The organism is Roseateles depolymerans, assembly GCF_003387155.1.
In the GTDB taxonomy this organism is placed as follows: Bacteria; Pseudomonadota; Gammaproteobacteria; order Burkholderiales; family Burkholderiaceae_C; genus Roseateles; species Roseateles depolymerans.
The window spans coordinates 49,032-75,174 of the sequence record NZ_QUMT01000006.1 but is presented as its reverse complement, the minus strand read 5'-3'; the positions used below and the strand labels follow the sequence as shown (position 1 = coordinate 75,174).

General features: G+C 67.3%; 27 protein-coding genes. 11 read left to right on the top strand and 16 right to left on the bottom strand.

The annotated features are described in order from the left end of the window. Positions 1–121: 121 nt before the first annotated feature. The 3 genes from DES44_RS22315 to prfB all read right to left on the bottom strand — a co-directional run bounded on the left by DES44_RS22315 (position 122) and on the right by prfB (position 5,248). Positions 122–1,138, bottom strand: coding sequence for a class 1 fructose-bisphosphatase (locus tag DES44_RS22315; RefSeq protein ID WP_058934446.1), 1,017 nt, complete (start codon positions 1,136–1,138; stop codon positions 122–124). A gap of 84 nt (positions 1,139–1,222) precedes the next feature. Further along, positions 1,223–4,084 (bottom strand): aminopeptidase N, encoded by a 2,862-nt coding sequence (gene pepN / locus DES44_RS22310; RefSeq protein WP_083526015.1) that lies wholly within the window; start codon positions 4,082–4,084, stop codon positions 1,223–1,225. 59 nt (positions 4,085–4,143) lie between these two features. Beyond that, positions 4,144–5,248, bottom strand: a protein-coding gene (gene prfB, locus DES44_RS22305; RefSeq protein WP_116001871.1) for a peptide chain release factor 2 whose coding sequence is annotated in 2 segments (ribosomal slippage) — positions 4,144–5,166 and positions 5,168–5,248 — 1,104 coding nt in all. Because the reading frame shifts where the segments join, the coding sequence is not laid out codon by codon here. Positions 5,249–5,383: 135 nt separating this feature from the next. Here prfB and DES44_RS22300 point away from each other — a divergent pair. Beyond that, a complete protein-coding gene (locus DES44_RS22300) occupies positions 5,384–5,731 on the top strand; it encodes a DUF4212 domain-containing protein (protein WP_083525449.1) in 348 nt (115 codons plus the stop codon). Positions 5,732–5,825: 94 nt separating this feature from the next. Here the strand turns inward: DES44_RS22300 and DES44_RS22295 are convergent, their stop codons facing one another. Continuing rightward, the gene (locus DES44_RS22295; RefSeq protein WP_058934447.1) at positions 5,826–6,719 is read right to left on the bottom strand and encodes a ParB N-terminal domain-containing protein; all 894 of its coding nucleotides are present in this window, start codon (positions 6,717–6,719) and stop codon (positions 5,826–5,828) included. A gap of 238 nt (positions 6,720–6,957) precedes the next feature. On the opposite strand from DES44_RS22295, the gene DES44_RS22290 reads away from it, so the two are divergent. Continuing rightward, positions 6,958–7,455, top strand: a complete 498-nt coding sequence (locus DES44_RS22290; RefSeq protein WP_116001869.1) for an acyl-CoA thioesterase — start codon at positions 6,958–6,960, stop codon at positions 7,453–7,455. Between the two features lie 122 nt (positions 7,456–7,577). Here DES44_RS22290 and DES44_RS22285 read toward each other — a convergent pair whose 3' ends face one another. Continuing rightward, positions 7,578–8,531 (bottom strand): alpha/beta fold hydrolase, encoded by a 954-nt coding sequence (locus DES44_RS22285; RefSeq protein ID WP_083525450.1) that lies wholly within the window; start codon positions 8,529–8,531, stop codon positions 7,578–7,580. A 58-nt stretch (positions 8,532–8,589) separates the two neighbouring features. On the opposite strand from DES44_RS22285, the gene DES44_RS22280 reads away from it, so the two are divergent. From DES44_RS22280 to DES44_RS22265, 4 genes are all read left to right on the top strand, one after another. After that, a complete protein-coding gene (locus DES44_RS22280) occupies positions 8,590–9,159 on the top strand; it encodes a GNAT family N-acetyltransferase (RefSeq protein WP_083525451.1) in 570 nt (189 codons plus the stop codon). Positions 9,160–9,270: 111 nt separating this feature from the next. Further along, on the top strand, positions 9,271–11,034 hold the full coding sequence (locus DES44_RS22275) for an acetate--CoA ligase (RefSeq protein ID WP_058934448.1): 1,764 nt from the start codon (positions 9,271–9,273) through the stop codon (positions 11,032–11,034). Between the two features lie 137 nt (positions 11,035–11,171). Continuing rightward, positions 11,172–11,645 carry a PilZ domain-containing protein gene (locus tag DES44_RS22270; protein ID WP_058934449.1) on the top strand — a complete coding sequence of 158 codons (474 nt, stop codon included), beginning with the start codon at positions 11,172–11,174 and terminating at the stop codon, positions 11,643–11,645. Positions 11,646–11,747: 102 nt separating this feature from the next. Continuing rightward, positions 11,748–12,065, top strand: a complete 318-nt coding sequence (locus DES44_RS22265; protein WP_058934450.1) for a DMT family transporter — start codon at positions 11,748–11,750, stop codon at positions 12,063–12,065. Positions 12,066–12,070: 5 nt separating this feature from the next. On the opposite strand, the gene DES44_RS22260 is transcribed toward DES44_RS22265, so the two are convergent. The 5 genes from DES44_RS22260 to DES44_RS22240 all read right to left on the bottom strand — a co-directional run bounded on the left by DES44_RS22260 (position 12,071) and on the right by DES44_RS22240 (position 15,841). After that, positions 12,071–12,970, bottom strand: a complete 900-nt coding sequence (locus tag DES44_RS22260) for a hypothetical protein (RefSeq protein ID WP_147307187.1) — start codon at positions 12,968–12,970, stop codon at positions 12,071–12,073. Between the two features lie 77 nt (positions 12,971–13,047). Next, positions 13,048–13,803, bottom strand: coding sequence for a hypothetical protein (locus tag DES44_RS22255; RefSeq protein ID WP_147307186.1), 756 nt, complete (start codon positions 13,801–13,803; stop codon positions 13,048–13,050). 5 nt (positions 13,804–13,808) lie between these two features. After that, a complete protein-coding gene (locus DES44_RS22250; protein ID WP_058934453.1) occupies positions 13,809–14,099 on the bottom strand; it encodes a helix-turn-helix domain-containing protein in 291 nt (96 codons plus the stop codon). Positions 14,100–14,115: 16 nt separating this feature from the next. Next, positions 14,116–14,670: a DUF2975 domain-containing protein gene (locus DES44_RS22245; protein ID WP_083525452.1), complete on the bottom strand. Its 555-nt coding sequence runs from the start codon at positions 14,668–14,670 to the stop codon at positions 14,116–14,118. 70 nt (positions 14,671–14,740) lie between these two features. Beyond that, on the bottom strand, positions 14,741–15,841 hold the full coding sequence (locus DES44_RS22240; RefSeq protein WP_058934455.1) for a DNA alkylation repair protein: 1,101 nt from the start codon (positions 15,839–15,841) through the stop codon (positions 14,741–14,743). A 102-nt stretch (positions 15,842–15,943) separates the two neighbouring features. Here DES44_RS22240 and DES44_RS22235 point away from each other — a divergent pair, with 102 nt between their 5' ends. Genes DES44_RS22235 through DES44_RS22225 form a run of 3 tightly spaced genes read left to right on the top strand, consistent with a single transcriptional unit; the run spans position 15,944 to position 17,535 of the window. Further along, positions 15,944–16,447, top strand: coding sequence for an aminoacyl-tRNA deacylase (locus DES44_RS22235; RefSeq protein ID WP_058934456.1), 504 nt, complete (start codon positions 15,944–15,946; stop codon positions 16,445–16,447). Positions 16,448–16,453: 6 nt separating this feature from the next. Further along, positions 16,454–17,188: a glycerol-3-phosphate 1-O-acyltransferase PlsY gene (gene plsY, locus DES44_RS22230; RefSeq protein WP_083525453.1), complete on the top strand. Its 735-nt coding sequence runs from the start codon at positions 16,454–16,456 to the stop codon at positions 17,186–17,188. Beyond that, positions 17,185–17,535, top strand: coding sequence for a RidA family protein (locus DES44_RS22225; protein ID WP_058934457.1), 351 nt, complete (start codon positions 17,185–17,187; stop codon positions 17,533–17,535). The genes plsY and DES44_RS22225 overlap by 4 nt, the downstream gene beginning before the upstream one ends. 110 nt (positions 17,536–17,645) lie before the next feature. Here the strand turns inward: DES44_RS22225 and DES44_RS22220 are convergent, their stop codons facing one another. The 4 genes from DES44_RS22220 to DES44_RS22205 form a co-directional block, all read right to left on the bottom strand. Then, positions 17,646–18,290 carry an L-threonylcarbamoyladenylate synthase gene (locus DES44_RS22220; RefSeq protein WP_058934458.1) on the bottom strand — a complete coding sequence of 215 codons (645 nt, stop codon included), beginning with the start codon at positions 18,288–18,290 and terminating at the stop codon, positions 17,646–17,648. Positions 18,291–18,296: 6 nt separating this feature from the next. Further along, complete coding sequence (locus tag DES44_RS22215) at positions 18,297–19,190, bottom strand: 3',5'-nucleoside bisphosphate phosphatase (RefSeq protein ID WP_375137572.1); 894 nt, start codon at positions 19,188–19,190, stop codon at positions 18,297–18,299. After that, on the bottom strand, positions 19,178–21,022 hold the full coding sequence (locus DES44_RS22210) for a GGDEF domain-containing protein (protein ID WP_083525454.1): 1,845 nt from the start codon (positions 21,020–21,022) through the stop codon (positions 19,178–19,180). The genes DES44_RS22215 and DES44_RS22210 overlap by 13 nt, the downstream gene beginning before the upstream one ends. A 140-nt stretch (positions 21,023–21,162) precedes the next feature. Next, complete coding sequence (locus DES44_RS22205) at positions 21,163–21,624, bottom strand: host attachment protein (protein ID WP_058934460.1); 462 nt, start codon at positions 21,622–21,624, stop codon at positions 21,163–21,165. Positions 21,625–22,019: 395 nt separating this feature from the next. Here DES44_RS22205 and trxC point away from each other — a divergent pair, with 395 nt between their 5' ends. Further along, the gene (gene trxC, locus DES44_RS22200) at positions 22,020–22,472 is read left to right on the top strand and encodes a thioredoxin TrxC (protein ID WP_058934461.1); all 453 of its coding nucleotides are present in this window, start codon (positions 22,020–22,022) and stop codon (positions 22,470–22,472) included. 4 nt (positions 22,473–22,476) lie between these two features. Here the strand turns inward: trxC and recJ are convergent, their stop codons facing one another. Both recJ and DES44_RS22190 read right to left on the bottom strand, forming a co-directional pair. Continuing rightward, a complete protein-coding gene (recJ, locus tag DES44_RS22195; protein ID WP_058934462.1) occupies positions 22,477–24,246 on the bottom strand; it encodes a single-stranded-DNA-specific exonuclease RecJ in 1,770 nt (589 codons plus the stop codon). 2 nt (positions 24,247–24,248) lie between these two features. Then, positions 24,249–25,178, bottom strand: a complete 930-nt coding sequence (locus DES44_RS22190; protein ID WP_058934463.1) for a hypothetical protein — start codon at positions 25,176–25,178, stop codon at positions 24,249–24,251. Between the two features lie 82 nt (positions 25,179–25,260). Here DES44_RS22190 and DES44_RS22185 point away from each other — a divergent pair, with 82 nt between their 5' ends. Beyond that, positions 25,261–26,106 carry a UDP-2,3-diacylglucosamine diphosphatase gene (locus tag DES44_RS22185; RefSeq protein ID WP_058937291.1) on the top strand — a complete coding sequence of 282 codons (846 nt, stop codon included), beginning with the start codon at positions 25,261–25,263 and terminating at the stop codon, positions 26,104–26,106. Positions 26,107–26,143: the final 37 nt, after the last annotated feature.

Here is a 26,143-nt window from a genome sequence, read left to right as displayed (position 1 = left end):
GAAGGGCCATCCCGTGCTTCATTCCACCGAATCGGGCGGAAGTCGGACGGAAGTCAGGCGCAAATGAAAAAAAGGCGACCGGGTCACGGTCGCCTTTTTGCCATTGCCTGAGTGCGAATCGTCAGGACTTGGCTTCGAGGTGATAACGCGTCACGCGTTCCACCTCATTCTTGGACCCCAGCACCACCGCCACGCGCTCATGCAGCTTGGTCGGGGTCAGGCCCATGATGCGTTCGCGGCCGTTGGTGGCAGCACCACCGGCCTGCTCGATCAGGAAGGCCATCGGATTGGCCTCATACATCAGCCGCAGCTTGCCCGCCTTGTTGGGCTCACGCTTGTCCCACGGGTACATGAAGATGCCGCCGCGGGTCAGGATGCGATGCACGTCCGCCACCATCGAGGCGATCCAGCGCATGTTGAAATTCTTGCCGCGCGGACCTTCCTCACCGGCCAGGCATTCGTCGATGTAGCGCTTCACCGGCTCGTCCCAATGCCGCATGTTGGACATGTTGATGGCGAATTCCTTGGTGTCTTCCGGCACCCGCACATCGTCGGCAGTCAGCACCCAGGAGCCCTGTTCGCGGTCCAGCGTGAACATGGCCACACCGTCCCCCACCGTCAGCACCAGCGTGGTCTGCGGTCCGTAGACGCAATAACCGGCCGCCACCTGCGCGGTGCCGGGCTGGTGGAAGTCGTCCTCGCTCACGCCCTGGCTGCCCTCGGGCTTCTTCAGCACCGAGAAGATGGTGCCGATGGAGACGTTCACGTCGATGTTGCTGGAGCCGTCGAGCGGGTCGAACATCAGCAGGTATTCGCCCTGGGGGAAACGGTTGGGCACCACATAGATGCCTTCCATTTCCTCGGACGCCATGGCCGCCAGATGGCCGCCCCATTCATTGGCCTCGATCAGCACCTCGTTGGCGATGATGTCCAGCTTCTTCTGCACTTCGCCCTGGACGTTTTCCGAGCCGGCCGTGCCCAGCACGTCCCCCAGTGCGCCCTTGTTCACGCTGATGGCAATGCGCTTGCAGGCGCGGGCCACCACCTCGATCAGGAGCCGCAGCTGCGACGGGATATGTCCGTGCAGGCGCTGCTGCTCCACCAGGTACTGGGTCAGGCTGACGCGAGAACTACTCATGAACTTCTCCGGATGGTTGCAAATCGGGGGAGGCCCTGCCGCGCGCGTGAGGCCACGGCGGGGCAGGGCGGCCGGCGGTCGTCCTCAGCCTTGGACGGCCGACGGGTCGCTGGCGGTCACGTCGATGACGGCGGCCGGCGGCAGGTCCGGGGCGGGCTGCGTGGGCGCCTCGACAGCAGCGGGCTCCACCGGAGCGGCCACAGCCGGAGCAGCCGCCACAGCGGTCACAGCGACGGCTGCAGCAGGCGCAGCGGCAGGCGCAGCCGCGGGCGTGTCCATGGCCAGCTGACGGTCGATGATCTCGCGCACATCGTTGGACAGCTCGGCCTTGGCGGCCACACGCGCAATCGCCTCGCGGGCGGCGCTGCGATAGGGCGTGGCCAGCGTGGTCCAGCGGTCCATCACGCGGGCCAGGCGACCGGCCACCTGCGGATTGATGGCATCCAGCGCCAGCACCTGCTCCGCCCAGAACACATAACCCGCCGCATCGGTGCGGTGGAAGGCGGCCGGGTTGAACATGCACAGCGAGAAGATCAGGCTGCGGGCCCGGTTCGGATTCTTCAGGGTGAAGTCCGAATGCTTGGCCAGTTGCTTGACCCGTGCGAAGGTCTTGCCGTCGAGCTCGGTGGCACGGCCTTGCAGGGCGAACCACTTGTCGATGACCAGGGCCTCGCCCTTGAACTGGGCATGGAAGCGCTCCAGCGCCGGCTCGGCCAGGGCCGCATGGGCCTGGACCAGGGCCGACAGGGCGCCCATGCGGTCGGTCATGTTGGTCGCGTCCTTGAAGCGCTGGTAGGCGCGGCCCGGCCAGACGCCATCACCGCTGCGGGTGGCATGCAGCACCAGCATGGACAGGGCCAGGTTGGTCAGTGCGCGCTTGCCGCTTTGCACCGGGTCCGGCTGATAACCGCCGCTGACCTGATGGGTCTCGAAGGCCCAGGCCCAGTCCGCCTGCAGGGCCGCGGCCAGTTGTTCCTGCGCCTGCGTCACGGCGGCGTGGATGGCTTGCGGGTCCACCACCGTCAGCTGTTCGGCAATGTAGGCCTCGTCGGGCAGTTGCAGCGCCAGCGCCTTGAAGGCCGGGTCCAGGTCCGGGTGACGCAGCACCGCACGCATCGCGTCCAGATAGGCGTCGTCCAGGCGCAGCGGCTGGCCGTTGCGCACGCTTGTCAGCAGACGCGACAGGGCCAGGCGCTGGCTGGCTTCCCAGCGGTTGAAGGCATCGCTGTCGTGCTTGAGCAGCACCAGCAGTTCTTCGTCCCCCAGGCCGTCGTCCAGCACCACCGGGGCGGAGAAGCCGCGCAGCAGCGACGGCACCGGGGCGCTGTCCACATTGACGAACACAAACGACTGCTCGGCGCTGTCCAGCACCAGCACGCGGTCGGTGCCGGCGGCCTGGGCTTCGCCGTCGAGCTGCAGCGGCAGGGCGGCGCCGTCGCGGCTCAGCAGCCCCAGGGCCACCGGGATGACCTGCGGCAGCTTGTCCGGCTGGCCGGGGCTGGGCGGGTTCACCTGTTGCAGCGACAGGGTGTAGGTGCGGGCCGCGGCGTCGTACTGGCCACGAGCCTGCAGGCGCGGCGTGCCGGCCTGCGAATACCAGCGCTTGAAGGTGTCCAGGCGCTTGGAGAGTTCCGAGCCGGGGTTGGCGTCGGCGATCGCCTGGGCGAAGTCGTCGCAGGTCACGGCCTGGCCGTCATGGCGCTCGAAGTACAGCGCCATGCCCTTGCCGAAGCCTTCACGGCCGACCAGCGTCTGGTACATGCGCACCACTTCCGAGCCCTTTTCGTAGACGGTGGGCGTGTAGAAGTTGTTGATCTCGGCGTAGACATCGGGGCGCACCGGGTGGGCCATGGCGCCGGCGTCTTCGGGGAACTGCATCGAGCGCAGGGCCCGCACGTCCTGGATGCGGCAGACCGCGCGCGCGCTCGGCGTGGCGGCCATGTCCATGCTGAATTCCTGGTCGCGGAACACCGTCAGGCCTTCCTTGAGCGACAGCTGGAACCAGTCGCGGCAGGTGACGCGGTTGCCGGTCCAGTTGTGGAAGTACTCATGCGCGACGATGGACTCGATGCGCTGGAAGTCCGCATCGGTGGCGGTGGCCGGCGACGCCAGCAGGGCCGACGTGTTGAAGATGTTCAGGCCCTTGTTCTCCATCGCGCCCATGTTGAAGTCGGACACGCCGACGACCATGAAGCGTTCCAGGTCCAGGGGCAGGTTGAAGCGGGCTTCGTCCCACACCACCGACGCGATCAGCGAATTCATCGCATGTTCGGTCTTTTCCAGGTCGCCGCGGCGCACGTAGACCTGCAGCAGATGGTCCTTGCCGGCGCGGGTGCGGATGCGCTGCTCGCGAGCCACCAGGTCGCCGGCCACCAGGGCGAAGAGGTAGCTGGGCTTGGGGAAGGGGTCATGCCACTTGGCCATGTGGCGACCGTTGTCCAGGTCGGCGGTGTCCAGCAGGTTGCCGTTGGACAGCAGCACCGGGAAGCGCGACTTGTCCGCCCGCAGGGTCACCGTGTAGACCGCCATCACGTCCGGACGGTCCAGGAAGTAGGTGATGCGGCGGAAGCCTTCGGCCTCGCACTGGGTGAAGAAGCCGCCGCCGGAGGTGTACAGACCCGACAGCGCGGTGTTCTTGTCCGGGCAGCAGGTGTTGCGGATCTCGAGCACGAAGTCCGCATCCGGCACGTTGTCGATGATCAGCTCATGCCCTTCCTGGCGGAAGGACACGCTTTCGCCGTTGATCAGCACGCGCAGGAGGTTGAGCTCCTCGCCGTGCAGGCGCAGCGGGCCGTGCGGCACGGCGGCGTTGCGCTCCAGTTGCATCTTGCTGGTCACCAGCGTCTTGGCCGGGTCCAGGTCGAAGGTCAGGTCGACAGTGCGGATCCAGAAGATGGGGGCCACGTAGTCTTCGCGGCGGATCAGGGTGACAGTGCCTTCACGCATGGCGGGCATCCTTCATTTAAAGCGGGTGCGCAAGGCACCCTGCAGAGTCACTGGAGGGCTTAGACGCCCTGCTTGAGCGAAGCGGTGATGAACGCATCCAGGTCGCCGTCCAGCACCTTCTGGGTGTTGGAGATTTCGACGTTGGTGCGCAGGTCCTTGATGCGGCTCTGGTCCAGCACGTAGCTGCGGATCTGGTGACCCCAGCCCACATCGGTCTTGCTGTCTTCCAGCTTCTGCTGCTCGGCCATGCGCTTCTTCATCTCATGGTCGTACAGGCGCGAGCGCAGACGGCGCCAGGCGACGTCGCGGTTGCTGTGCTGGCTGCGGCTGTCCTGGCACTGCACCACGATGCCGGTGGGCAGGTGGGTCAGGCGCACCGCCGAGTCGGTCTTGTTGATGTGCTGGCCACCGGCGCCGCTGGCGCGGTAGGTGTCCACCCGCACGTCGGCCGGGTTGATGTCGATTTCGATCGAGTCATCGATTTCCGGGTAGACGAACAGCGAGGCGAAGCTGGTGTGACGGCCGCCGGAGGAGTCGAAGGGGCTCTTGCGCACCAGGCGGTGCACGCCGGACTCGGTGCGCAGCAGGCCAAAGGCATATTCGCCTTCCACCTTGATGGTGGCGCTCTTGATGCCGGCGACTTCGTCGGGCGTTTCTTCTTCCACTTCCGCCTTGAAGCCCTTGCGTTCGCAGTACTTCAGGTACTGGCGCAGCAGCATGCCGGCCCAGTCGCAGGCTTCGGTGCCGCCGGCGCCGGCCTGGATGTCGATGAAGCAGTTGCTGGGGTCGGCCGGGTTGTTGAACATGCGGCGGAACTCCAGTTCCTCCACGCTCTCGGCCAGACGGGCAGCGTCGGCCTGGATGGTTTCCAGGCCGGTGATGTCGTTCTCTTCCTTGGACATCTCGAAGAGTTCGAGGTTGTCCGCGAGATTGGTCGTCAGGTGGTTGATGGTTTCGACCACCTGCTCCAGGGTGCGCTTTTCCTTGCCCAGTTCCTGGGCGCGCTTGGGCTCGTTCCAGACGTTGGGGTTCTCCAACGCGGCATTGACTTCATTCAACCGCAGCGCTTTGCGGTCGTAGTCAAAGATACCCCCTTAGCGCGTCGGTACGCGCTTGCAAATCGGTCAGGGTGTTGCCGATCGCATTGATGTGTTCGATGTCCATGATGTCTGGATGCGTGGGGACAGGCCCCGAAATAGCAGGCCCGCTGATGGCGGACCGGCACAAAAGCGGCCCGGACAGCGGGTGAAGAAGGGTATTTTCTCATGCTGCCACGCATGGGCTGCCTAAGATGTCGGGATGGACCCGACACGCCCTGTCCCCCAACGCGGCGACCGCTCTCCGGAGTGGGCGGTCAGCGGGCCGCCGGACCGGCACGCCGGCCGTCCGGCCGCGGCTTCCACCCGCGTGGTGGTGCTGCTGACCTTGTCCCTGCTGCTGCTGTGGGGCGGGGTGACGTTTGGCGTGGCCTGGTATGCGCGGGACCTGAGCTTCGAGTTCTTCGGCTGGCCGTTCAGCTTCTGGGTCGGGGCCCAGGGCGCGCTGCTGGTGTATTGCGCGATCGTCTGGATCTATGCCCGGGTGATGAATCGCCACGAGGCCGCCGTCGCAGCGGCCCCGCCGGAGCCTACGCAGTCCGAGTTTTGAGTCGCCCGACCGGGATCGGGCGCCAGGCCATTACCGCCATCACGCGGCTCTTACCTGGCCATCACCCGGCCCCCTTGGCCGGGTTGAGCCCCGATCAGGACGCAGCGGCGTGCCTGGCCGCAGTCAGCTGGGCCTGCAGATCCGCCACCTGAGCGCGCAACTGGGTGTTCTCGTCCTGCAGGGCGCTGACCTGCGCCCGCAGCAGTGCGATGCGCGGATCGGATTCCGGCTCGCCCTCATCGGTCGTCGGCACGCCCAGCACCTCCACGGCCACATCGGCCACCGCATCACCGGTGGACTTCTTGCCGCTCTTGGCCTCACGCACCCGCTTGGCCGCCTGGCGCAGTTCCTTCTTGCCGCCGGCCGCCGCCGCCGCCTGCTCTTCGGCCGACAGCTCCGCAATGACCGCCGCGGCGCTGATCGACACCTCGCCGGCCTTCACCGCCGCCACCAGCTCCGGCGCTGCCGCCTTCTGAATCTTTTCGATCTGGCTCACCGTGGCCGCGCTGATGCGGGCGGCCTTGGCAATCGCTTCACGGCTCTTGAGGGGCGGCGCGGCCGGCACGGCGGCCTCCACCGGCGCTGTCGGGGCGCCTTCGCCCTCCCAAGGCGCCTCGGCCGCGGCAGCCAGTTCCTCGGCCGGCTTGTCCAGCACCGACAGGCGCCGCGCCTCCAGGATCTCCTTCTTGCGCAGGGCCAGCACCCCCCGCTGGAAGTCCGACACGCTGCGGCGGCCCAGATGCTGGTCGATCATCCACAGATGCACGTCTTCCATCGTCTTGAAGCGGGTGTTCTGCACCGTCTGGAAGGGCAGGCCATGCTTGCTGCAGATGCTGTAGCGGTTGTGACCGTCCACCAGAATGTCCCCCCACAGGACCAGCGCGTCGCGGCAGCCTTCGGCGAGGATGCTGCGCTCCAGGGCGGCATATTCGTCGTCGGTCAACGGGTCGATGTAGATGCGGAGTTCTTCGAGGACGGTGATGTTCATGACGGAAACTGAGGCCAGACGGAAGAGAAACACGGCAGGCGCGACCGACGGCACCGGGTGCACCGCCGCGACAGACCTGCCGCTTGTGCGACAGCCGCGCAGGCCGCTGTCGCAAGAGAATCAAGGGGCGGCATTCTGCCGAATTTGCAGCCGGGGCGGCGTCAGGAGGTCACGGCGGCGACGGATCTCTGTGGCGAGATCTGGCATTCAGTAGCGCCCTGCGGGGCAGGAGACAGGCATGTCGGTGGAGCAAGGGGCAGGGCGGGACGCAGGTGTGGACGGGATCAACCAGGGGGACGGCTGGGACTACCCGCGACCCCACCTGCTGGAGGTGTCCCCGCAGGCGGCGGACATCGACGGCCTGGACCACACCAACAATGCGGTCTATGTGCAGTGGTGCGAGCGTGTGGCCTGGTCGCATTCGGAGCACCTGGGCCTGTCGCTGCAGGACTACCGCCAACTGGACCGCGCCATGGCCATCCGGCAGGGCGTCTACGACTATCTGCTGCCGTCCTTCCAGGGCGAGCGGTTGTGGCTGGGCACCTGGCTGACGGCGGGCGACGGCAAGCTGGCCATGGAGCGCCGCTTCCAGCTGCGCCGCGCCAGCGACGGCCAGACGCTGATGCGCGGGCGCTGGGACCTGGTGTGCATCGAGATCAGCACCGGCCGACCGCGCCGGATGCCGCCGGCCTTTGTGCAGGTGTACCAGGCGGCCGTCGTCACAGCAGGGGCTTGAGCCGAGCCACCTGCCACCTGCTACCTGCTACCTGCTACCTGCCACTGGTCACTCGCCACTCACTGCACGCTGCGCCCTGGACGCCGCCCATTGCGGTGTTCACGCTGCCCGCGGAAGGCGCCTCAGCCCAGGAACGATTCCACCTCCCGCGCCAAGGCCTCGGGCTGGTCGTGATGCAGCATGTGCCCGGCCTTCTGCAAGGTCACACGGTCCAGCTTCGGCACCACGCTCAGCCGCGTTTCGAAGTCTTCGCGCGGATACCGGTTGCCCCACCACTGGGTCATGTCGGTCTCGCTGCCTTCCACCCACAGCGTCGGCGCCTGGATGCGGGACCAGCAGGCCAGCGCTTCAGCCCTGCGGTAGAGCACCGGGTTGGTCCGTTTGTGGACCGCGTCGCCGAGGATGTGCCAGTGGCCATCTTCCCCCTGACGCGACCAGTGCTGCGCCAGCCAGGCCGCCTTGTCGGCGGGCACTCGCGGGTTGGTCTTCATCAGCCGGTGCGCCACGCCCTCTACCGACTCATAGCTCTTCAGGCTCTGCGGGGTCTTGAGCTCATCGAGCCAGTCGGCGAGCCGCGCAGGGGCCATCTCCGGAATCGTCTCGGGCAGGCCGAAGCCTTCGAGATTCACCAGGCGGCGGATGCGCTGCGGCCGCACGCCGGCATAGGTCATCACCACATTGCCGCCCATGCTGTGACCCAGCAGATCGACCGGGGCGCCCGGGCTCAGATGGTCCAGCAGCGCGTCCAGGTCGCCCAGGTAGTCGGGGAACCAGTAGGCATCGCCCGGCGTGTTGTCGGTGAGGCCAAAACCGCGCCAGTCCATCGCGACCATCGGCCGCTCCTCGCGAAGGGCATCCACCATGAACTGGAACGAGGCCCCGACGTCCATCCAGCCGTGCACCATCACCAGCAGCGGACGTGTGTCGGACGGCGAGGGCGGCGGGCCCCAGTGCATCAGATGATGGCGCAGCCCCCGCAGCGTCACGAATTCGCTGCGATGCGTCCGGCGCGGCACATACGCCGCTGTCGGCAGCGCCGAGGCGGACGGGGAAGTCGGGCGGGTGTCGGTGCTCATGGACACGACTGTAGGCCTTGCATCGCCGGGCCGCTTTCGCCATGGAGACAATGCAGGCATGAACGCCACACCCAACTCCCCATCCCTGTCCGCAGCCGCCGCGGCCGATGTGTCCACCGACAGCACCCCCGTGCCCAGCCCGGCGTCCGAGGCCTACAGCTTTCGCCCGGCACGCCCGGAGGATGTACCCGCCCTGGTCGGCCTGATCACCGAGCTGGCGGAATTCGAGAACCTCACCCATCTGCTGTCCGTCACGCCCGAGACCCTGGCGCCGCATCTGTTTGGCGACAAGCCGGTGGTGGAGTCCTGGGTGGCGGAGCACCAGTCTGGGGAGGTGGTGGCCTTTGCGCTGACCTTCATCAATTTCTCCACCTTCCTGGCCAAGCCGGGCCTGTATCTGGAAGACCTGTACGTGAAGCCCGCCCATCGCGGCGCGGGCCTGGGTCGTCGCATGCTGACGCTGCTGGCGGGCATCGCCAATGAGCGCGGTTATGGCCGCTTCGAATGGTGCGTGCTGGACTGGAATGAAAACGCCATCCGCTTCTACGAGAAGATGGGCGCGGCCCTGCTGCCGGATTGGCGTCTGTGCCGTCTCTCCGGCGAGGCGCTGCAACGCTACGCGCCCTGAGGCGCTAACGCGGGGCATCACGCCCCACCGGCGTGCTACGGGCTTTCCATGAAGACCGGTCGGGCCAGCGTGGCTAGCATCCACGCTCTTGTTCGAGAGGAAGAGCTCCCCATGACCGCGAGGCGTCCGGCCCGTCACGTACCCGACCCATCCGAGACGTCCCCGCCCGGCGACCTCTACCCCCACATGCACGCCCGCTTCCAGTGGCAGCTGCCGGCGCAGATCAGCCTGGCGGAGCTGTGCTGCGGACGCTGGGCGCGCGACACGCCCGACGCGCCCGCCATCCTCTCCGACAGCGACACCGGCTGCCGCGCGCAATACAGCTACGGCCAGTTGCAGCGCGCCGCGCACCGACTCTCCAATGCCTTGCAGCGCCTGGGCGTGAAGGCGGGGGACCGGGTGGCGCTGGTAATGCCGCAGCGCTTCGAAACGGCGGTGGCCCACATCGCCCTGAACCAGCTCGGCGCGGTGGCCATGCCGCTGTCCATGCTGTTCGGGCCAGAGGCCATGGCCTATCGGCTGCAGGACAGCGGCGCTTGCCTGGCCATCGTGGAAGCAGCGGCCCTGGCCACCTTGCGTGAGGTGAGGGCGGATTGCCCCGCGCTCTCTCATCTGCTGGTGGTGGGCGGCACGTCGCCGCAGGACGGCGAAAGCGACTGGATGGCCGCGCTGCAGGCGGAAGATGCACGCTTCCAGCCGCGCCTGCACGCGGCGGATGACCCGGCCATCCTCATCTACACCAGCGGCACGACCGGCGCCCCCAAAGGCGCGCTGATTCCGCAGCGGGCGCTGATGGGCAACCTCACCGGCTTTGTCGCGAGCCAGAACTGGTTCGGCTTTGATCCGCGCGATCCGTCGGTGGCGAGCGAGGCCGTCTTCTGGAGCCCGGCCGACTGGGCCTGGACCGGCGGACTGATGGATGCGCTGCTGCCCACGCTGTATTTCGGGCGGCCGATCCTGGCCTACCAGGGCCGCTTCACGCCGGAGCGAGCCTTCGAGCTGATGCAGCGCTATCGCATCAGCCACACCTTCCTGTTCCCGACCGCGCTGAAGGCGATGATGAAGGCCTGTCCGCATCCACGCCGGCAGTACGAGCTGCATCTGCAGGCCATCATGAGTGCGGGCGAAGCGGTGGGCGACGCGGTCTTCCACTGGGTGCAGGACGAGCTGGGCCTGACGGTCAACGAGATGTTCGGCCAGACCGAGATCAACTATGTGGTGGGCAACTGCGCCCGGCTGTGGCCGGCCCGTCCGGGCAGCATGGGCCGCGCCTATCCCGGGCACCGCGTGGCGGTGATCGACGACGACGGGCAGGTCTGCGCCCCCGGCACCATCGGCGAAATTGCCGTGCATCGGCGCGATGTGCACGGCACGCCGGACCCGGTGTTCTTCCTCGGCTACTGGAACAACGAGGCTGCCACCCGCGCCAAGTTCACCGGCGACCCCGACGACAGCTGGTGCCGCACCGGCGACATGGCCCGCATGGATGCACAGGGCTACCTCTGGTACGAAGGGCGCTCGGACGATCAGTTCAAGGTGGCGGGCTACCGCATCGGGCCGGGGGAGATCGAGAACTGCCTGGTCAAGCATGCGGCGGTGGCCAATGCCGCCGTCGTGCCCAAGCCGGATGCGGACCGGGGCAGCATGGTGAAGGCATTTGTGGTGCTGTCGCCGGGGCATGAAGGATCGGCGCAACTGGTCGCCGAGCTACAGGCCTTTGTCAAAGGGCGATTGGCGCCCTACGAATATCCCAAGGACATCGAGTTCATCGAGAGCCTGCCGATGACCACCACCGGCAAGGTACAGCGCCGGGTGCTGAAGCAACTGGAGCTGGAGCGCGCCAGAGAGCGCGACGGGAGCGCGCTGCAAGGGTGAATGGGTGAAGGCGTGAAGGGCCGCGGCGCAAGACCGCCGAGGCCTTCGGTGCTCGCTACACTCGGGTCAGCATCGACCTGGCACCGTCTTTGGCATCGCGCCTCTGCACAGTGCTTCTGCTCAGCGCTTGTGGCCTTATGAACTCCAGACCGTTCCCCCTCGATCCGCTCGACGACGACACCAACCGGCCCCGCCCGGACACGTCCGGCCACCAGGACTCGATGTCCGGCGGTGCGGTGGATCTGGACGAGCCGGTGGACCGCCGCAGCTCGCCCCGTCAGGCGATGCCGCTGGGGCCGGCGTTCCATGCAGACCTGGCGGTGCTGGGGCGTTCGTTGAGCCTGAGCCTGGAAGACGTGTCGCTGGGCGGCGTGGCACTGCGGGCCAGCAAGGCCGAGGCAGGCGCGCTGCTGGTGGGTAAACGGCTTCCCCAGGTGCGCCTGAGCCTGGGCGACTTCGGTGTCGTCACGGTGGCGCTGGAGGTGCGCGCGCGCCGCAGCTTCCGCTCCTTCCTGGCTGGCGAGCAGGTGTATGTGGGCTGCCGGTTCGTGGACCTGGAACCCGCCGTGCAGGAGCGGCTGCGGATCATCATTGATCAGTTGCAGGGCTGAGGCAGCGCTAAGGTCTTGCTGAGGCTGCGCTGAGGGGGAGTCCAGACCCAAGCACGCCGGCTGGGCTTAGCATGCAGGGTTTCCCCTGCAAGCAGTATTGTCATGAGCTGGATCTACCTCGTCATCGCCGGCCTTCTCGAGATCGGCTGGCCCGTCGGCCTCAAACTCGCCCAGACGCCGCAATACCGCGGCCTGGGCATCGCCATGGCGATCGCCTTCATGTCCGGCAGCGGCTACATGCTCTGGCTGGCGCAGCGCGCCATCCCCATGGGCACGGCCTATGCGGTGTGGACCGGCATCGGTGCCGCAGGCGCTTTCGCCGTGGGCGTGCTGGCCTATGGAGACCCGGCCACGCTGGGCCGGTTCGTCGGGGTCGGGCTGATCATCGCCGGCGTGGTGACCCTTAAGCTGATGCACTGACCCGGTCAGGACGGGCGCGTCTGCCGCAGCCGGATGTAGAGCTTGGGCTGGTCCGCCGCTGGTGACAGCAGGCGGGCGCGGTCCGGAAACTGCTCCTGGCCGGTGAGCACGGTGCAGGGACGCGAGGGCTTGTCCTTCTCCGTATCCGGTTCCTTGGCGGACGCGTCGGCCGGCAGCGGCAGCACCCAGTTCTGGCCGTTCTCGGCCCAGCCCAGTTGCCAATCCGGCCGGGCGCTGCAGACCGTCACGCCGTCGATCTGCGGCACCAGCCAGCGCACATACCAGGGCAGCAACTCATCACGCAGATGCTGGCCGACCTTCACGACGCGGCGAACGGTGGCCATGTCCAGTTGGTCGGGCGGGGTGGTGAGGTCGATGCGCAGCTGGATGCCGGTCGTGCCCTTGGGCACATTGCTGCCCAGCTCCATGTCCTTGGCTTCCTCCTTGGGAAACGTCGGCAGCTCAAAGCGGCCTTCGGCATCGACCGGGATGTTGATGGTGCGCTCGTCGGTCATCAACGCTAGGCGGATGTTGGGCGGCAGCGGCTGGCCCTTGTCGCTCGGGCGGATGCGAAGGCGGCTGACGAAGAGGCCTTCTCCATCGGTCTTCAAGGCGAGAAGCACCTGGTTGATCTGCTTGTAGGGCATGAAGCTGCCGCGTTGCAGGCTGGTCTGCACCGTTGGCAAGGACTGGGCGGCGTCGTCCGGCGCGGAGGCCTGGCTGGATGGAGCGGATTGCACTGTTTGAGCGGATTGCGCGTCGTGGGCAACCTGAGCGACCGCGGCCTGCGACAGGCCCGCGGCGTACAGCCCGCCCGCCAGAATCCGCAGGGCCGTCCGCCGGTTGCGCATTAAAGGGCCGACAAAACCCGCCATCCGGGCGGCCAAGGTGTTCACAGCATGCATGGGCAAGGGCGCGCAGGGCGCAGGTGGAAGAATCGATCGGGTCACAGCGTGGCTCCTGGAGGAGGTCGGTGCGGGGCTTACTTGGCGCATTGGCCGCGTGCCTTCGCCAGCAGCAGGAACGGCGCGCTGAGCAGGCCCATGCCGCCGCCGGCGTATTCGCCCTTGAGGCAGTCTCCATGGCCGGCTTCCTTGATCTCGCGTCCCAGGCGGGCCGAAGCGTCGAGCCGTTCAGGGGCCTGGCTGGCCTGGTCGGCGCGCTCGGACAGCAATGGCGTGCCGCGGGTGGACTGTCGGATGGCCAGCCGGGTGGCCGCGCCGTCCATCAGCTCACGGCCACTGGGCCCGGACGCGGCAGGCGACGGCGACTGAAGCGCCGACTGAGCGGCCGGCTGGGGCAGCGATTCAGGCGCAGATGCCGGAGGTTTCCGTGCGTCGACCGCCAGGGGTTCGGGCGCGGGTGCCGTCCTTGCCGTGGACGCCTTCGTCGCGGTTGATGCTGCCTTCGCGGCCAGCGGGGCCGCATCGACCTCGGCGGTGGCGCGCGCCGTGTCGGTCGCGAGGGGGCGCTGTCGTGCGGGGCGCTGGGGTTCGCGGGCGGAAGGCACCGGCGTGGGGGTGGGCGTCGCCTCGCGGTGGCGCAGCGGGGACAACTGGATCGTGACCATCTTCACCGTGCTCGTCGGCTGACGCGTGGGACGTAGTTCTTGCGCGGACGGCAGCGCCCGATGTGTCTGCCCGAGCCAGACCAGCAGCAGGGCATGCACGGCCACCACGGCCAGCATTCCCCTCCATCGCGGCGGGGTGTCCAGCACCAGCATCGGAGGGGTCTTCACGGCGTCTAGTCCTTGCGCACTGACCGACGAACGGCAGGCGGCGGATCGTCGCGATCGGCCTCTTCGCTGCCGAGGTCCATCCCGTCCTGCGGCCCCGGCTCATGCATCAGCAGGTCGCCCGGCTGGCAGTCGAGCACCGTGCAGATCCGGGCCAGCGTGTCAAAGCGCACCCCGCGGACCTTGCCGGACTTGAGCAGCGACAAATTGGCCTCGGTGATACCGATGGCTTCGGCCAGGTCCTTGGAGCGCATCTTTCGCTGCGCAAGCATCACATCGAGCCGGACAACAATGGGCATGGCGGTGGCGCGGCGTTCAGACGAACTCCGCGTTCTCCTGGGCCATGCGCTGGGCTTCCAGCATCACCTGCGCAATGGCCAGCAGCACCAGGCCCACCATCAGCTGCAGGTAGTGCTCGCTGCCGATCTGCACCATCAACTGCCGCTTGCCCGGCGGATTGAACCAGGTCAGGCCCAGCACGGTGAGCGTGTCGGACAGCACCATGACTGGTGCCAGCGCAGTGACCGCCTGGCCGAAGCGACGCAGATGGTGGATGGCGCGCGGATGAAAGATCTCGCCCCGGCCATACCAGCCGAACAGGGCCCAGACCTGCCACAGCACCCACAAGGCCAGGGCGAATCCGGGCGCACTGCCAAGGGCTGCGAGGAAGCGGGAGAGGGCGTCGGTCTGGAGCGACCCCGCCGGCAGCTTCCATTGCGACAGCGCCACGCGCTGCACCCACTGCGGACTGCTCCAGAACGCCGCCGCGAAGGTCAGCACGCCGACGGCGCCTCCCAGCGCCAGGGCACGGACGCTGCGGGAAATCCAAAGCAGTCGGGGGGCAGCGGGGCGGGGCAAGGCGTCGTGCATGTCACTTACCGTGAGAAGGTAAGAAATTACTGTAAAACAATAATTTCTCGGCCACAAGCCCCCCGCTTTATCAGACGGTGAGCGTGAAGACCCCCGACGCCATCCGCTGCCCGTTCACCATCACCTCCACCCGATGGTCGCCGGCGTAGTGCACCCGTGTCGTGAAGTTGCGTAGCGCGCGGCGAATGCGGATGGGCTGGACCTCGCCAGCAGGCAGGGCCACCGTCTTGAGCTTGAAGACCTTGGGCGAGGGCGCGCCGTTTTTCTTCACGTAATGGACCACATAGTCCACCACCAGCCGCTGGTCGCTGCCCGACTGCGAGCGAAGCTCGAAGGCGATCTCGACCTCACCGCCCAGGGTCACCTGGGAGGGGCTGATCGACAGCTTGTCGATCGAGACCTCCGCGCCTTCGCTCGCCCCGATCAGCCGCAACGCACGCGGGTCGCCCTTCTTGATCTGGCTGCGCAGCGCATGCTTGACGATCCAGGCGCAGTGGGCGTGGTCCAGGTCCCAGCCGGCCACATGGTCGAAGACCCAGTCGGGATGGTCCTTGGTGATGTCATTGAGGCTGTTGGCGACGGAGCGCCGCACATACAGGCTGCTGTCCTGGCGCAGGGCGTGCAGCAGCGGCGCCAGCGGGGTCGGGTCGGCGACCAGCGCCTCCAGCCGGAAGGACCAGGGCAGTCGCGGCCGGCAGCCTTCGCTGGCCAGACGCCGCACATGTTCGTTGCGGTCCTCGGTCCAGGTCCGCAGGGTGCGCAGCGTGCCGTGCAGGTCCTGCCGCAGGAAGGGGCGGACGGCGAATTCCGCCGTGCCGTAGGGGGTGAGGCGGCGCAGCGCCTTGAGCGACCGGGCCGGGTCGGCCAGCCCATAGCTGGCGACGAAGTCGCCGAGCGCCATGTTGAGGAAGGCCCCGCTCAGACGCGGGCCCGCGTCCACCACCACCGCCAGTTGCTCGGCATAGGCGCCCGGCAGCGCCAGGGCCAGGCTTTCCGCCACGCGGTGCACCCGTTGCAGGATGGACAGCGCATCCAGCCCGTTCGTTGCGGCCTTCAGAAACCCGCGCGAATCGAACGAGGGGGTCAGGTCCTTGAAGGTGCCCGCCACGTCCCGCAGCGCGGCTTCGTTGATCAGGTCCTTGAGCAATGGAGCAGAGGTATCAAGCGGCATGGCAATTCCCGTTACGGGCCGCAGCCTAACCGCACCGCTGCCAGGCGTTGTCAGCAATCCTGTACAAGCCGCGCCGCGGGGGCTGCTTCACAATGCAGGCCCATGAGCAAGAAAGGTTCTCACGTCAGCGAAACGCCGGCCACCCAATGGCTGCGGCAGCACAGCGTCGCCTTTGGCGAGCATGTCTACGACTATGTCGATCATGGGGGCACCGCCGAATCGTCCCGCCAGCTCGGCGTGCCGGAGCATGAGGTGGTCAAGACCCTGGTGATGCAGGACGAGAAGGCGCAGCCGTTGATCGTGCTGATGCACGGCGACTGCACCGTCAGCCTCAAGGAACTGGCGCGCCAGATTCCCTGCAAGAAGGTGGAGCCGTGCAAGCCGGATGTGGCGCAGCGGCACAGCGGCTACATGGTCGGGGGCACGTCGCCATTCGGCACGCGCAAGGAGATGCCGGTGTTTGTCGAGGCCGGCATCCTGGCGCTGCCGCGCATCCTGATCAACGGGGGCCGCCGGGGGTATCTGGTGAGCCTCGAACCAAGGGTTTTGACGGAGTTGCTGGGCGCGCGGCCGGTCGAGTGCGCACTGAAGTCCGGGGCAGAATAACGCCCCATGCAAGACGTATTGTTTTCGGTTGGGGCGATCATCGCCGGTTATCTCTTCGGGTCCTTGTCCTTTGCGGTCATCATCAGCCGGATGATGGGCCTGTCGGACCCGCGCAGCTACGGCTCCGGCAACCCGGGCGCCACCAATGTGCTGCGCTCGGGCAACAAGGCGGCGGCCATCCTCACGCTGCTGTTCGATGCGCTCAAGGGTTTTGTGCCGGTGCTGCTGGTGCAGCACTATGGCGCGCCTTACGGCATGGAGCAGGGCGTGGCCGCGCTGGTGGGCCTGGCGGCCTTCATCGGCCATCTGTGGCCGGTGTTCTTCCGGTTTCAGGGGGGCAAGGGCGTGGCGACGGCGGCAGGTGTGCTGCTGGCCATCAATCCCTGGCTGGGCCTGGCGACGCTGCTGACCTGGATCATCATTGCCTACTTCTTCCGTTATTCGTCGCTCGCCTCCATCAGTGCGGCCGTGTTCGCGCCCTTTTATGAAATGCTCATCTGGGGTGTGGGTCCGGAGCTGATCGCCATTGTGCTGATGAGCCTGCTGCTGATCTGGCGCCACGAGGCCAACATCCGCAAGCTGATGGCGGGCACCGAAAGCAAGCTGGGCCAGAAGGCTGCCGGGGCGCATGGCGCTGGTGGCGCCGCAAAGACTGGTCCTGCGGGTCATGCTGGCCACGCCGGCAAGGCTGGCAAGGCCAAGGCCCATGCTCCCTCCCACAGCAAGCATCACAGCAAATGAGCAACATCGAACGCTTTGACGTCGGTCCCCGACTGTCTGAAATGGCCGTGCACAACGGCGTCGTGTATCTGGCCGGGCAGGTGCCGGACGATGCCACCCAGGACATCAAGGGGCAGACCGCCCAGGTGCTGGGCATGGTCGACCGGCTGCTGGCACGTGCCGGCACGGACAAGACCAAGATCCTGCGGGCCCAGCTCTACATCAAGGACCTGGCGGATCTGCCGGGGATGAACGAGGCATGGGACGCGTGGGTGCCGGCCGGGCATACGCCGCCGCGGGCGACGGTGCAGGCGCATCTGGCCAAGCCCGAGTGGAAGATCGAGGTCGTCATCACCGCAATGGTGTGATTGGCCCCCCAGTCGCTTCGCTCCTGCCCCCAGGGGGCGCCACCCAGCGGCCTGGCAGAGCCAGTTCCGCGGGTGTGGCTTGATGGGCCCCCCAGTCGCTTCGCTCCTGTTTAGGCGTCCTGGTCCTGCAGCTCCAAGCCCAGCAGGGCCGGGTCGCCGCTGCCGCGGCGCACCAGCACCGGGGGCTCCTCGGTCAGGTCGATCACCGTGGTGGGCTGCATGGCGCAGGCCCCGGCGTTGATGATCACTTGCACCAGCTTGTCGTAACGCTGCGTGATGTCGTCCGGGTCGTTGAGCGGGTCGGACTCGCCCGGCGGTATCAGCGTCGTGGCCAGCAGCGGCTGGCCGATCAGGGCCAGCAGGTCCTGCGTCGTGCGGTGGTCCGGCACTCGCAGGCCGATGGTGCGGCGCGAAGGGTGCGACAGGCGACGCGGCACTTCCTTGGTCGCCTCCAGAATGAAGGTGAACGGGCCCGGCGTCGCATTCTTCAGCAGGCGGTACTGCTTGTTGTCCACGCGGGCGTAGCTGCCCAGCTCGCTCAGGTCGCGGCACAGCAGCGTCATGTGGTGCTTGTCGTCCACGCCCCGGATGCGGCGAAGCGCCTCCGCCGCCGCCTTGTCGTCCAGACGGCAGACCAGCGCATAGCTGGAATCGGTCGGAATGGCGCCGATGCCGCCCTGGTCCAGGATCTGCGCGGCCTGCCTCAGGAAACGGGCCTGAGGGTTGTCGGGGTGGACTTCAAAGATCTGGGCCATGGGGTGTCAGTGGGCCAAAGGCCAGTGAATGCGGTCCTGGAGCACGCTCCAGACCGGCGTCAGCCGGCCCGAGAGGTGATCCTCCAGCTTGCCCAGGTCTACACGGCTCTCTTCCGGACTGTGGAAGTCCGAGCCGCGTGACGCGAGCAGGTCAAATTCCAGCGCCGTCTCCGTGTACTGCAAGACATCCGCCGCCGTGTGGCTGCCCGTCACCACTTCGATGCCACGCCCGCCATGGCCGATGAATTCGGTGATGAGCGCATATTCCTCGGTCGGGGTGAAGCCATACCGGCCCGGATGGGCAATGACGGCCAGCCCGCCCGCCTCGCGGATCCAGCGCACCGTGTCCCCCAGCGTCGCCCACTTGTGAGGCACGAAGCCAGGTTTGCCTTCGGTGAGGTAGCGGCGGAAGACATCCGGCACATCGGTGCAATGCCCCGACTCGACCAGGAAGCGCGCAAAGTGGGTGCGGGAGATCAGCTCCGGATTGCCGGCGTACCTCAGCGCGCCTTCATAGGCACCCTTGATGCCGGCGCGGGCCAGGTCGTCGGACATGTCCTGCGCCCGAGCCCCCCGGCCGCCGCGCGTGGCACGCAGGCCGTTTTGCAGCTGTTCATTGGTGTGATCAAACCCCAGGCCCACGATGTGCACCACCTTGCCGGCGAAGGTCACCGAGACCTCCACACCGGTGATGTAGGGCAAGCCCTGCGCCCGGGCTGCCTCGATGGCGCGCTGCTGGCCGCCGATCTCGTCGTGGTCGGTCAGGGCCCAGAGTTCCACGCCGTTCGCCTGGGCACGGGCCGCCAGCAGTTCCGGCGTCAGCGTGCCGTCCGACACCACGGAGTGGCAATGCAGATCGGCGTTGGACAGGGCATGCAGAGGTGTGTTCACCCCACCGATTCTAGGAGCCCCATGAGGCTGGAGCGTCCCGCATCTCCGATACCCCGCCTGCGGTCCACGAAATAGCGGCTGGGACCGGTGCCACACTTGGCCACATGCTTGGGCTCGGCCAGTGCGGCCGAGAGGGCGCGTACGCCGTCGAACATGCCCGGCTGCACCTGGATCACGCCCGCGCTGAGGGTGGGCAGCGGGTTGAAGGACTCCTGGTTCTGGCGGTTGAGGGTGATGTAGCCCCCCAGGGCCAGATGCTCGGCAGAGAAGAAGGGCCGCACCTGACGGTCGAACTCGCGGCAGACCTGCTGCAGGCGGGCCTGCCAGTCGGCAGAACTCAGCACCATGACGAAGTCGTCGCCGCCGATGTGGCCGATGAAGTCCAGCTCCGGGTCGCCCGCGCTGACCAGGATCTGGGCGCAGAGCTTGATGATGTCGTCGCCCGCGGCATAGCCGTAGACGTCGTTGAAGGGCTTGAAGTGGTCGATGTCCCAGGCCACGGCCACGAAGTCGCCCCCTTCGTGGAGCAGGGCGTCGAGGTGCTGGTCGGTGGGCACGTTGCCGGGCAGCAAGGTGAGCGGATTGGCGTAACGGGCGCTGTGGACCTGCAGGTCGGAGACGGCCTTGAGGAGGTCGGTGCTGCGGCCGGTGCCGAAATACTCCCCGTCGCGGGTGACGATGAAGCCGTCCACCATGAGGCGGTCGTCCAGGCTGGCGATGGCTTCGCTCATGTCCCGCAGGGAGGTGCCGGCATCGAAGATGAGCGGTTGGGCATCCATCAGCGCGGTGCAGCTGCGTTTTTCATGGATGTCCATGAAGTAGCGCTCCGCGCTGCGTTTGAGGACCTGCAGCGATCGCAGCAGGCCGATGGGCCGGTTGGCGGCGTCCAGCACCGGCATGGAGAAGAGCTGTTCGTCGCGCTGGAACATGTCGACGACGGCCTGGCACGACAGCTTGGGCGTGACGGTGTGGCTGCGGCGCGCTAGCTGGGCGGCGGAGGTGATGGCGTCGGGCGGAAGCCGGCGCCAGTCGGTGCTGCGGCGGCGGTGTTCCGGGGTGAGCAGGGCGTCGACGTCGGTGTGCAGGACCGACCGTGGGTCGGCGCAGGGGCGGGCGAGCAGGTAGCCCTGGCAGACGGGAACGCCCAGGCGGCGCAGCACGGTCAGGTCGCCCAGTTGCTCCAGGCCTTCGGCAACGACGGTGCAGCCGCTGGTGGCCGCCATTTCCAAAATGGAGCGCACAAACTGCTGCTTGAGGGGGTCCAGGGCGATGCCGTCGATGAAGTGGCGGTCGATCTTGACGAAGTCGGGACGGATGTCCATCCAGCGTTTGAGGCTGGCAAAGCCCTCACCCAGGTCATCCAGGGCGACGACAAAGCCGAGCTCGCGCAGGCTGCGCATGCTGTCCTGCAGGCGTTCGGGCTCCAGGATGGGTCGGGTTTCGGTGAGTTCGATGACGACGCGGGAGGCGGGCAGGTCGAGCTGCGCGAATTCGCGGGCGATGAGGGTGCCTTGCTCGCCGGTGGCCAGCAGGGTGTCCGCGGTAAGGTTGAGGAAGAGCTGGCCGGGGAGGTTGAGTTCCTTGAACCGGCGGATGGCGCGGCGCACGACGAGGCGCTCGAGTTCGACGAGGCGGCCGAGGCGGGCAGCGGTTTCGAAGAGCGCCAGTGGGGCGTGGAGCGGGGTGCCGGCTGGGCCGCGGGTGAGGGCTTCGAAGCCGAGAATTCGGGCGCGGTCGACTTCAATCAGCGGTTGGAAGTGGATGTCGAGACGGGCGTCCCGGATGACGGCGGACAGGACCACGGCCAGAGGATCGGGCGGGAGAAGATGGGTGGGGGGCATGACGGTGGGGGCGAGGGGCTGTCCCCATTTTTGGGGCCTCCTGTGTCATGCTGTTGACAAGTTGTTACGCCAGGGGGTGGAGTGACATCGTCGTGTCGTTTTAAGGGGCCAACGCCTCCAGGGCGTTGGCCGCTCAGACCTCACGCCTTGCGTTGGCTGAAGTCGCGCTCCGGGAACAGGCGGGTGGTCAGCGCGCCCAGGCTTTCGTGGACGACGTCCACGTTGGTCTCGTCAATCACCAGCTTGCTGACGTTCGCACTCAGCGATTTGCGCAGCAAGCCCAGGAATCGGGGCGCCGCCACAATCCGCAGCTGGGTGAAGTCGCCGTTGTTGTAGCCATCATCCAGGGTGCGGGCGACACGGGTGGAGAAGTCCATCGCTTCCTTGTGAAGCTCATCCACGCCCGCCGACGAAGTGGTGCTGTTGCCACGACGGCCCTCAGCATCGCGGCGAAGGTCCGCCTTGTCGGCATGAGCGGCCGCATCGGTCAGGGTGGTGACGTCCTCCAGATCGCCACCTTCTTCCGGCAGTCTCAGCAGGCGTGCGACACCTTCGTCAGCAACCAGGACCCAGAGTTTTCCGTCGTCTTTGTAGTTCGGCATGGGGATGTCCTTTCAGGAGTGGAGGGGCGACTTGAGCGCGATCGCTTTGAAGCGAGACACACTCAAAAGCGCTGTTGAGTGCTTCGGCGGCAAGTTGCATTCCTGTCTGGGGGCGCGTTCTTTGCGGGCGCGCCGGAAACCGCCGACCCGGCACCCTTTTCCTCCATGTCATTCCTGTCCCGCTTCGCGGGCCATTCCCTTCTTAACTTCCGGAAAAGGGCACCGGGTCGGCGGTTTCCTCGAACCGAAGACTGTGTGGGAGGGGACGTGATCGGCGCCACCCCCTTCAGGACGCTTCCAAACGGGGGAGTCCAACCGGCAAAGTTTTGGGCATGATGCAGGGCATCTGATTTGCCGCAGGTGAGCATCCGCCTGACCCGCGCAAGGACTTCAACATGGACACCTCCACCCAAGCGCTCAGCCTTCACATCGTCTGCCCATCCTGCGGTGCCAAGAACCGCGTCCCTCGCGAACGGCTGGCCGATGCGCCAGACTGCGGCAAGTGCGGCACGCCTTTGATGGCCGCGCGTCCCGTGGATGTGTCCGCCGAAGTGTTTGACCGGTACGTGGCCGGCACAGAGCTGCCGGTCGTCGTGGATTGCTGGGCCGCGTGGTGCGGGCCCTGCCGCAGCATGGCGCCCCATTTCGAGAAGGCCGCAGAGATGCTGCCGGAGCTGCGCTTCATCAAGCTCGATACCGACCGCGCCCCTCAGCAAAGCGCGCAGTACGGCATTCGCAGCATTCCCACGCTGCTGCTGTTTCTTGATGGCAAGGAAGTGGCGCGTCAGGCCGGCGCCATGCCGGCCCAGGCCATCGTGGAGTGGGTGAGGCGCTCGCTGGGCGCGTGATGGTTCAGTCGGCCATCGCCTCCACCACCATCTGGACGTTCTGTTGGCCCTGGTATTCGTTCAGCGTGAGCCGGTAGGCCAGCGTGACCTGCTCCGGCAGCGACTCCGTGCGGCCAAACCAGATGGCATCACGCAGCAACGCACCCTGGCGCAGGCGAAGTTTGAGGTGGCGCTCGCCCACAATCCGTTGGTGGACGACCTGAACACTGTCGCAGAACAGGGGCGCTTCAAAGGCCTGGCCCCAGACTTGCGCTTCGAGTTCCTGCACCGTCTCGACGCAGAAGGCCTCCGCTGGCAGAGGGCCGTCGGTACGCAAGGTGCGGGTGAGGGCCGCTTCGTCCAGCCACTCACGCGCGACCTGCTCGAAGGCAGCGCCGAAGGCCTCGACGCCGCCAGGCGCCAGGGTGCAGCCCGCCGCCATGGCATGACCGCCGAATTTGCGCAGGAGGTCCGGGTGGCGTTTGGAGACGAGGTCCAGCGCGTCGCGCAAGTGAAAGCCCGGGATGGATCGGCCCGAGCCCTTGAGCTGGCCATCCGCGCCGCGTGCGAAGACGAAGACGGGTCGGTGCAGGCGGTCCTTGATGCGGGAGGCCACGATGCCCACCACGCCTTCGTGGAAGTCCTCATCAAAGAGCGCAAGTGCGGGCGGCGGCGCGCCGTTCAGGCGCGGGTCGTCCATGAGACGGTCCAGCAGCGCCAGCGCCTGTTCCTGCATGCCGGCTTCAATGTCCCGGCGCTCGCGGTTGATGCGGTCCAGCTCCTTGGCCAGTTCCAGAGCCTGCCCACTGTCATCCGTGGTGAGGCAGGTGATGCCCATCGTCATGTCGGCCAGGCGGCCCGCCGCATTGATGCGAGGCCCCAGCGCAAAACCCAGGTCGAAACTGTTGGCCCGCAAAGGGTCACGCGCCGCCGCCGTGAACAAGGCCGCCACACCCGGCTGCATGCGGCCGGCCCGCATGCGTCGCAGGCCCTGCGCCACCAGGCGCCGGTTGTTGGCATCGAGCTTGACGACGTCCGCCACCGTGCCCAGGGCGACGAGGTCCAGCAGGCCGTCCAGACGCGGTTGTGCACCATCGGCGTAAGCGCCGCGCCGGCGCATTTCGCCGCGCAGCGCCAGCAGAACATAGAAGGCCACACCGACACCCGCCATGTTCTTGCTGGGGAAGGTGCAGCCCGGCTGGTTCGGGTTGACCAGGGCATCCGCCTCCGGCACGGTGGCCACACCGTCCGCATCCACGGCCGGCAGGTGATGGTCCGTGACCAGCACCTTCAGGCCCAGCGCCCGCGCATGAGCCACACCCGCATGGCTGGCAATGCCGTTGTCCACAGTCACCAGCAGCTGCGGCTGGTGCTGCAGGGCCAGCTCGACAATCGTCGGCGTGAGGCCGTAGCCATGCACCGCGCGGTCCGGCACCACATAGCAGACGCTGCCCGGCCGCGCCCCCAGCATCGTCAGGCCGCGCAGCATGACCGCACAGGCCGTCGCACCGTCGCAGTCGTAGTCGGCAACGATGCAGATGCGGTCGCTCTGAGTCAGCGCGTCGGCCAGCAGCGTCGCCGCAGCCTGGATGCCCAGCAGACCGTCCGGTGGCAGCAAATGCTTGAGATCAGCGTCCAGTTCTTCGGCGGAGACCACCCCGCGCGCCGCCAGCAGTCGCGCCAGCAACGGCGACAGGCCGGCCTGCTGCAGCGCAAAGACCTGGTCCGGCGGCACGTCTCGCGTCAGGATGCGAGGGCCGCGAGGGCTCGAGGAGGTCGGGTTCGCGGCGGTCATGCTCACAGCCCCTCCATCGCATCGGCCACGCTCACCCGCGCCGGCGTGAAGCGCTCTTTCAGGCGCTGCCATCCACCCGCAGCCCGGCGCTCCCAGCGCCGGGCCGACCGTTCGCCGCACAGCGTGAGCTGCAAGGCGCCGCCGCCCTTCACATGCCGCAAGGCCTCCGACAGCAGGCCCGCATCCAGCGCCTTCCAGGCTTCGCCCCAGGCCTGCAGGTCGCCACTCATCATCGGGCCCCGCAGGCTGTGGTCCACCAGCAGATCCTCGGGCAGCGCCTGCCCACGGTCTCGGCCGCAGCCGCTGATCCAGGCCGCGTTCAGCGGACGCAGGCCTCTTGCATCGCGTTCCTCATTCAGCTTCAGGCCGTGCAGGACCATTTGCAGTTCATTCATCAAGGTGCGCAAGCGGCGCCCGCGCGGCATCCAGGTCTCCACCGCACGGTTGAGGATGCGGTCCGGGCTGGCCGCCTCCTGTCCCTCCAGCGAGGGGTGCGACACCGCCCAGGCATCCGCCGCCAGCCAGAACGTGCCCCATCCCTCATGGGCCGGGAACACCTGCGGCGTGAGCGCGTCGAGGTAAGCGCGGGACTCTTCGTCCGTCAGGCCCAGGGTGGCAGCGCCCAGTGCCGTCACCTGGTCGGTGCCGACCGCCAGATGCAGCGGCGTGACCAGCGCCCACACCGCCTCGCCCGGCGCCACACCGGCATCGCGCAGGCGCCAGGCCGCCGTCGGCGGCAGGTCGTCCGTCACCCCTCGCAGGCGCGCCAGGGCACGCTCGTGCGGGGGCAGGGGGGCATGGTCGTCATCGCCCAGCGTCTCGCTGGCCGTCAGCAGACCCAGCAAGGCGCTCAGGGCCGGCAGTTCCAGCTCCCGCAGGGCCGCCTCGACGTGCGGTTCCTGGGCGCTGGCATGGGGAATCAACAAGTGCATGGACGTGATTATCGGTCTCTGACGGTCATCAAGGTTTCACGCGACGTCCGCAAGCTATGGGGCCATGCTGACCGACACGCTCATGGCCGCCGCAGCGGCCACCGAACCGCCCTCCACCGAGGCGGAAGATGGCGGTTCCATCCGCGTGCGCACCGTCTGGATTTCCGACCTGCATCTGGGCACCCCCGGCTGCCAGGCCCGCGCGCTGCTGGATTTTCTCCGGGAGGTGGACTGCGAGCAGCTGTTCCTGGTCGGCGACATCGTGGACGGCTGGCAGCTGCGCCGCAGCTGGTATTGGCCGCAGGCCCACAACGACGTGGTGCAGAAACTGCTGCGCAAGGCCCGCAAAGGCTGCCGCGTGATCTACGTGCCGGGCAATCACGACGAGTTTGCCCGCAAGTACCTGAATCACAGCTTCGGCGGCATTGAAGTGGCCCATGAATGGATCCACGAAACCGCCGACGGCCGCAAGCTCTGGGTCACCCACGGCGATCTGTTTGATGGCGTGATCCAGTGTGCCAAATGGCTGGCCCATGTGGGGGATTCGGCCTATGAGTTCACCCTCAAGCTCAACCGCCACCTGAATTCGCTCCGGGCCCGCATGGGGCTGCCGTACTGGAGCCTGAGCAAGTATCTGAAGCTCAAGGTCAAGCGGGCGGTGTCCTACCTCAACGACTTCGAAGAGGCCCTGGCCAAGGAGGCGCGCAAGCGCGGCGTGCAGGGCGTCGTGTGCGGACACATCCACCATGCCGAGCTGCGGGACATCGACGGCATCCTCTACGCCAACGACGGCGACTGGGTGGAGAGCCTGACCGCACTCGTCGAGCATGCGGACGGTCATCTGGAAATCCTGGACTGGAGCGAGCGGCAGCGGGAGCGTGCCGAATCCGCAGTCAAGGTGGTCGAGGCACTGCGCACACCCGCTTGACTGAAGTCCCATGCGGGCCACCGCAGCGTACGCCTGC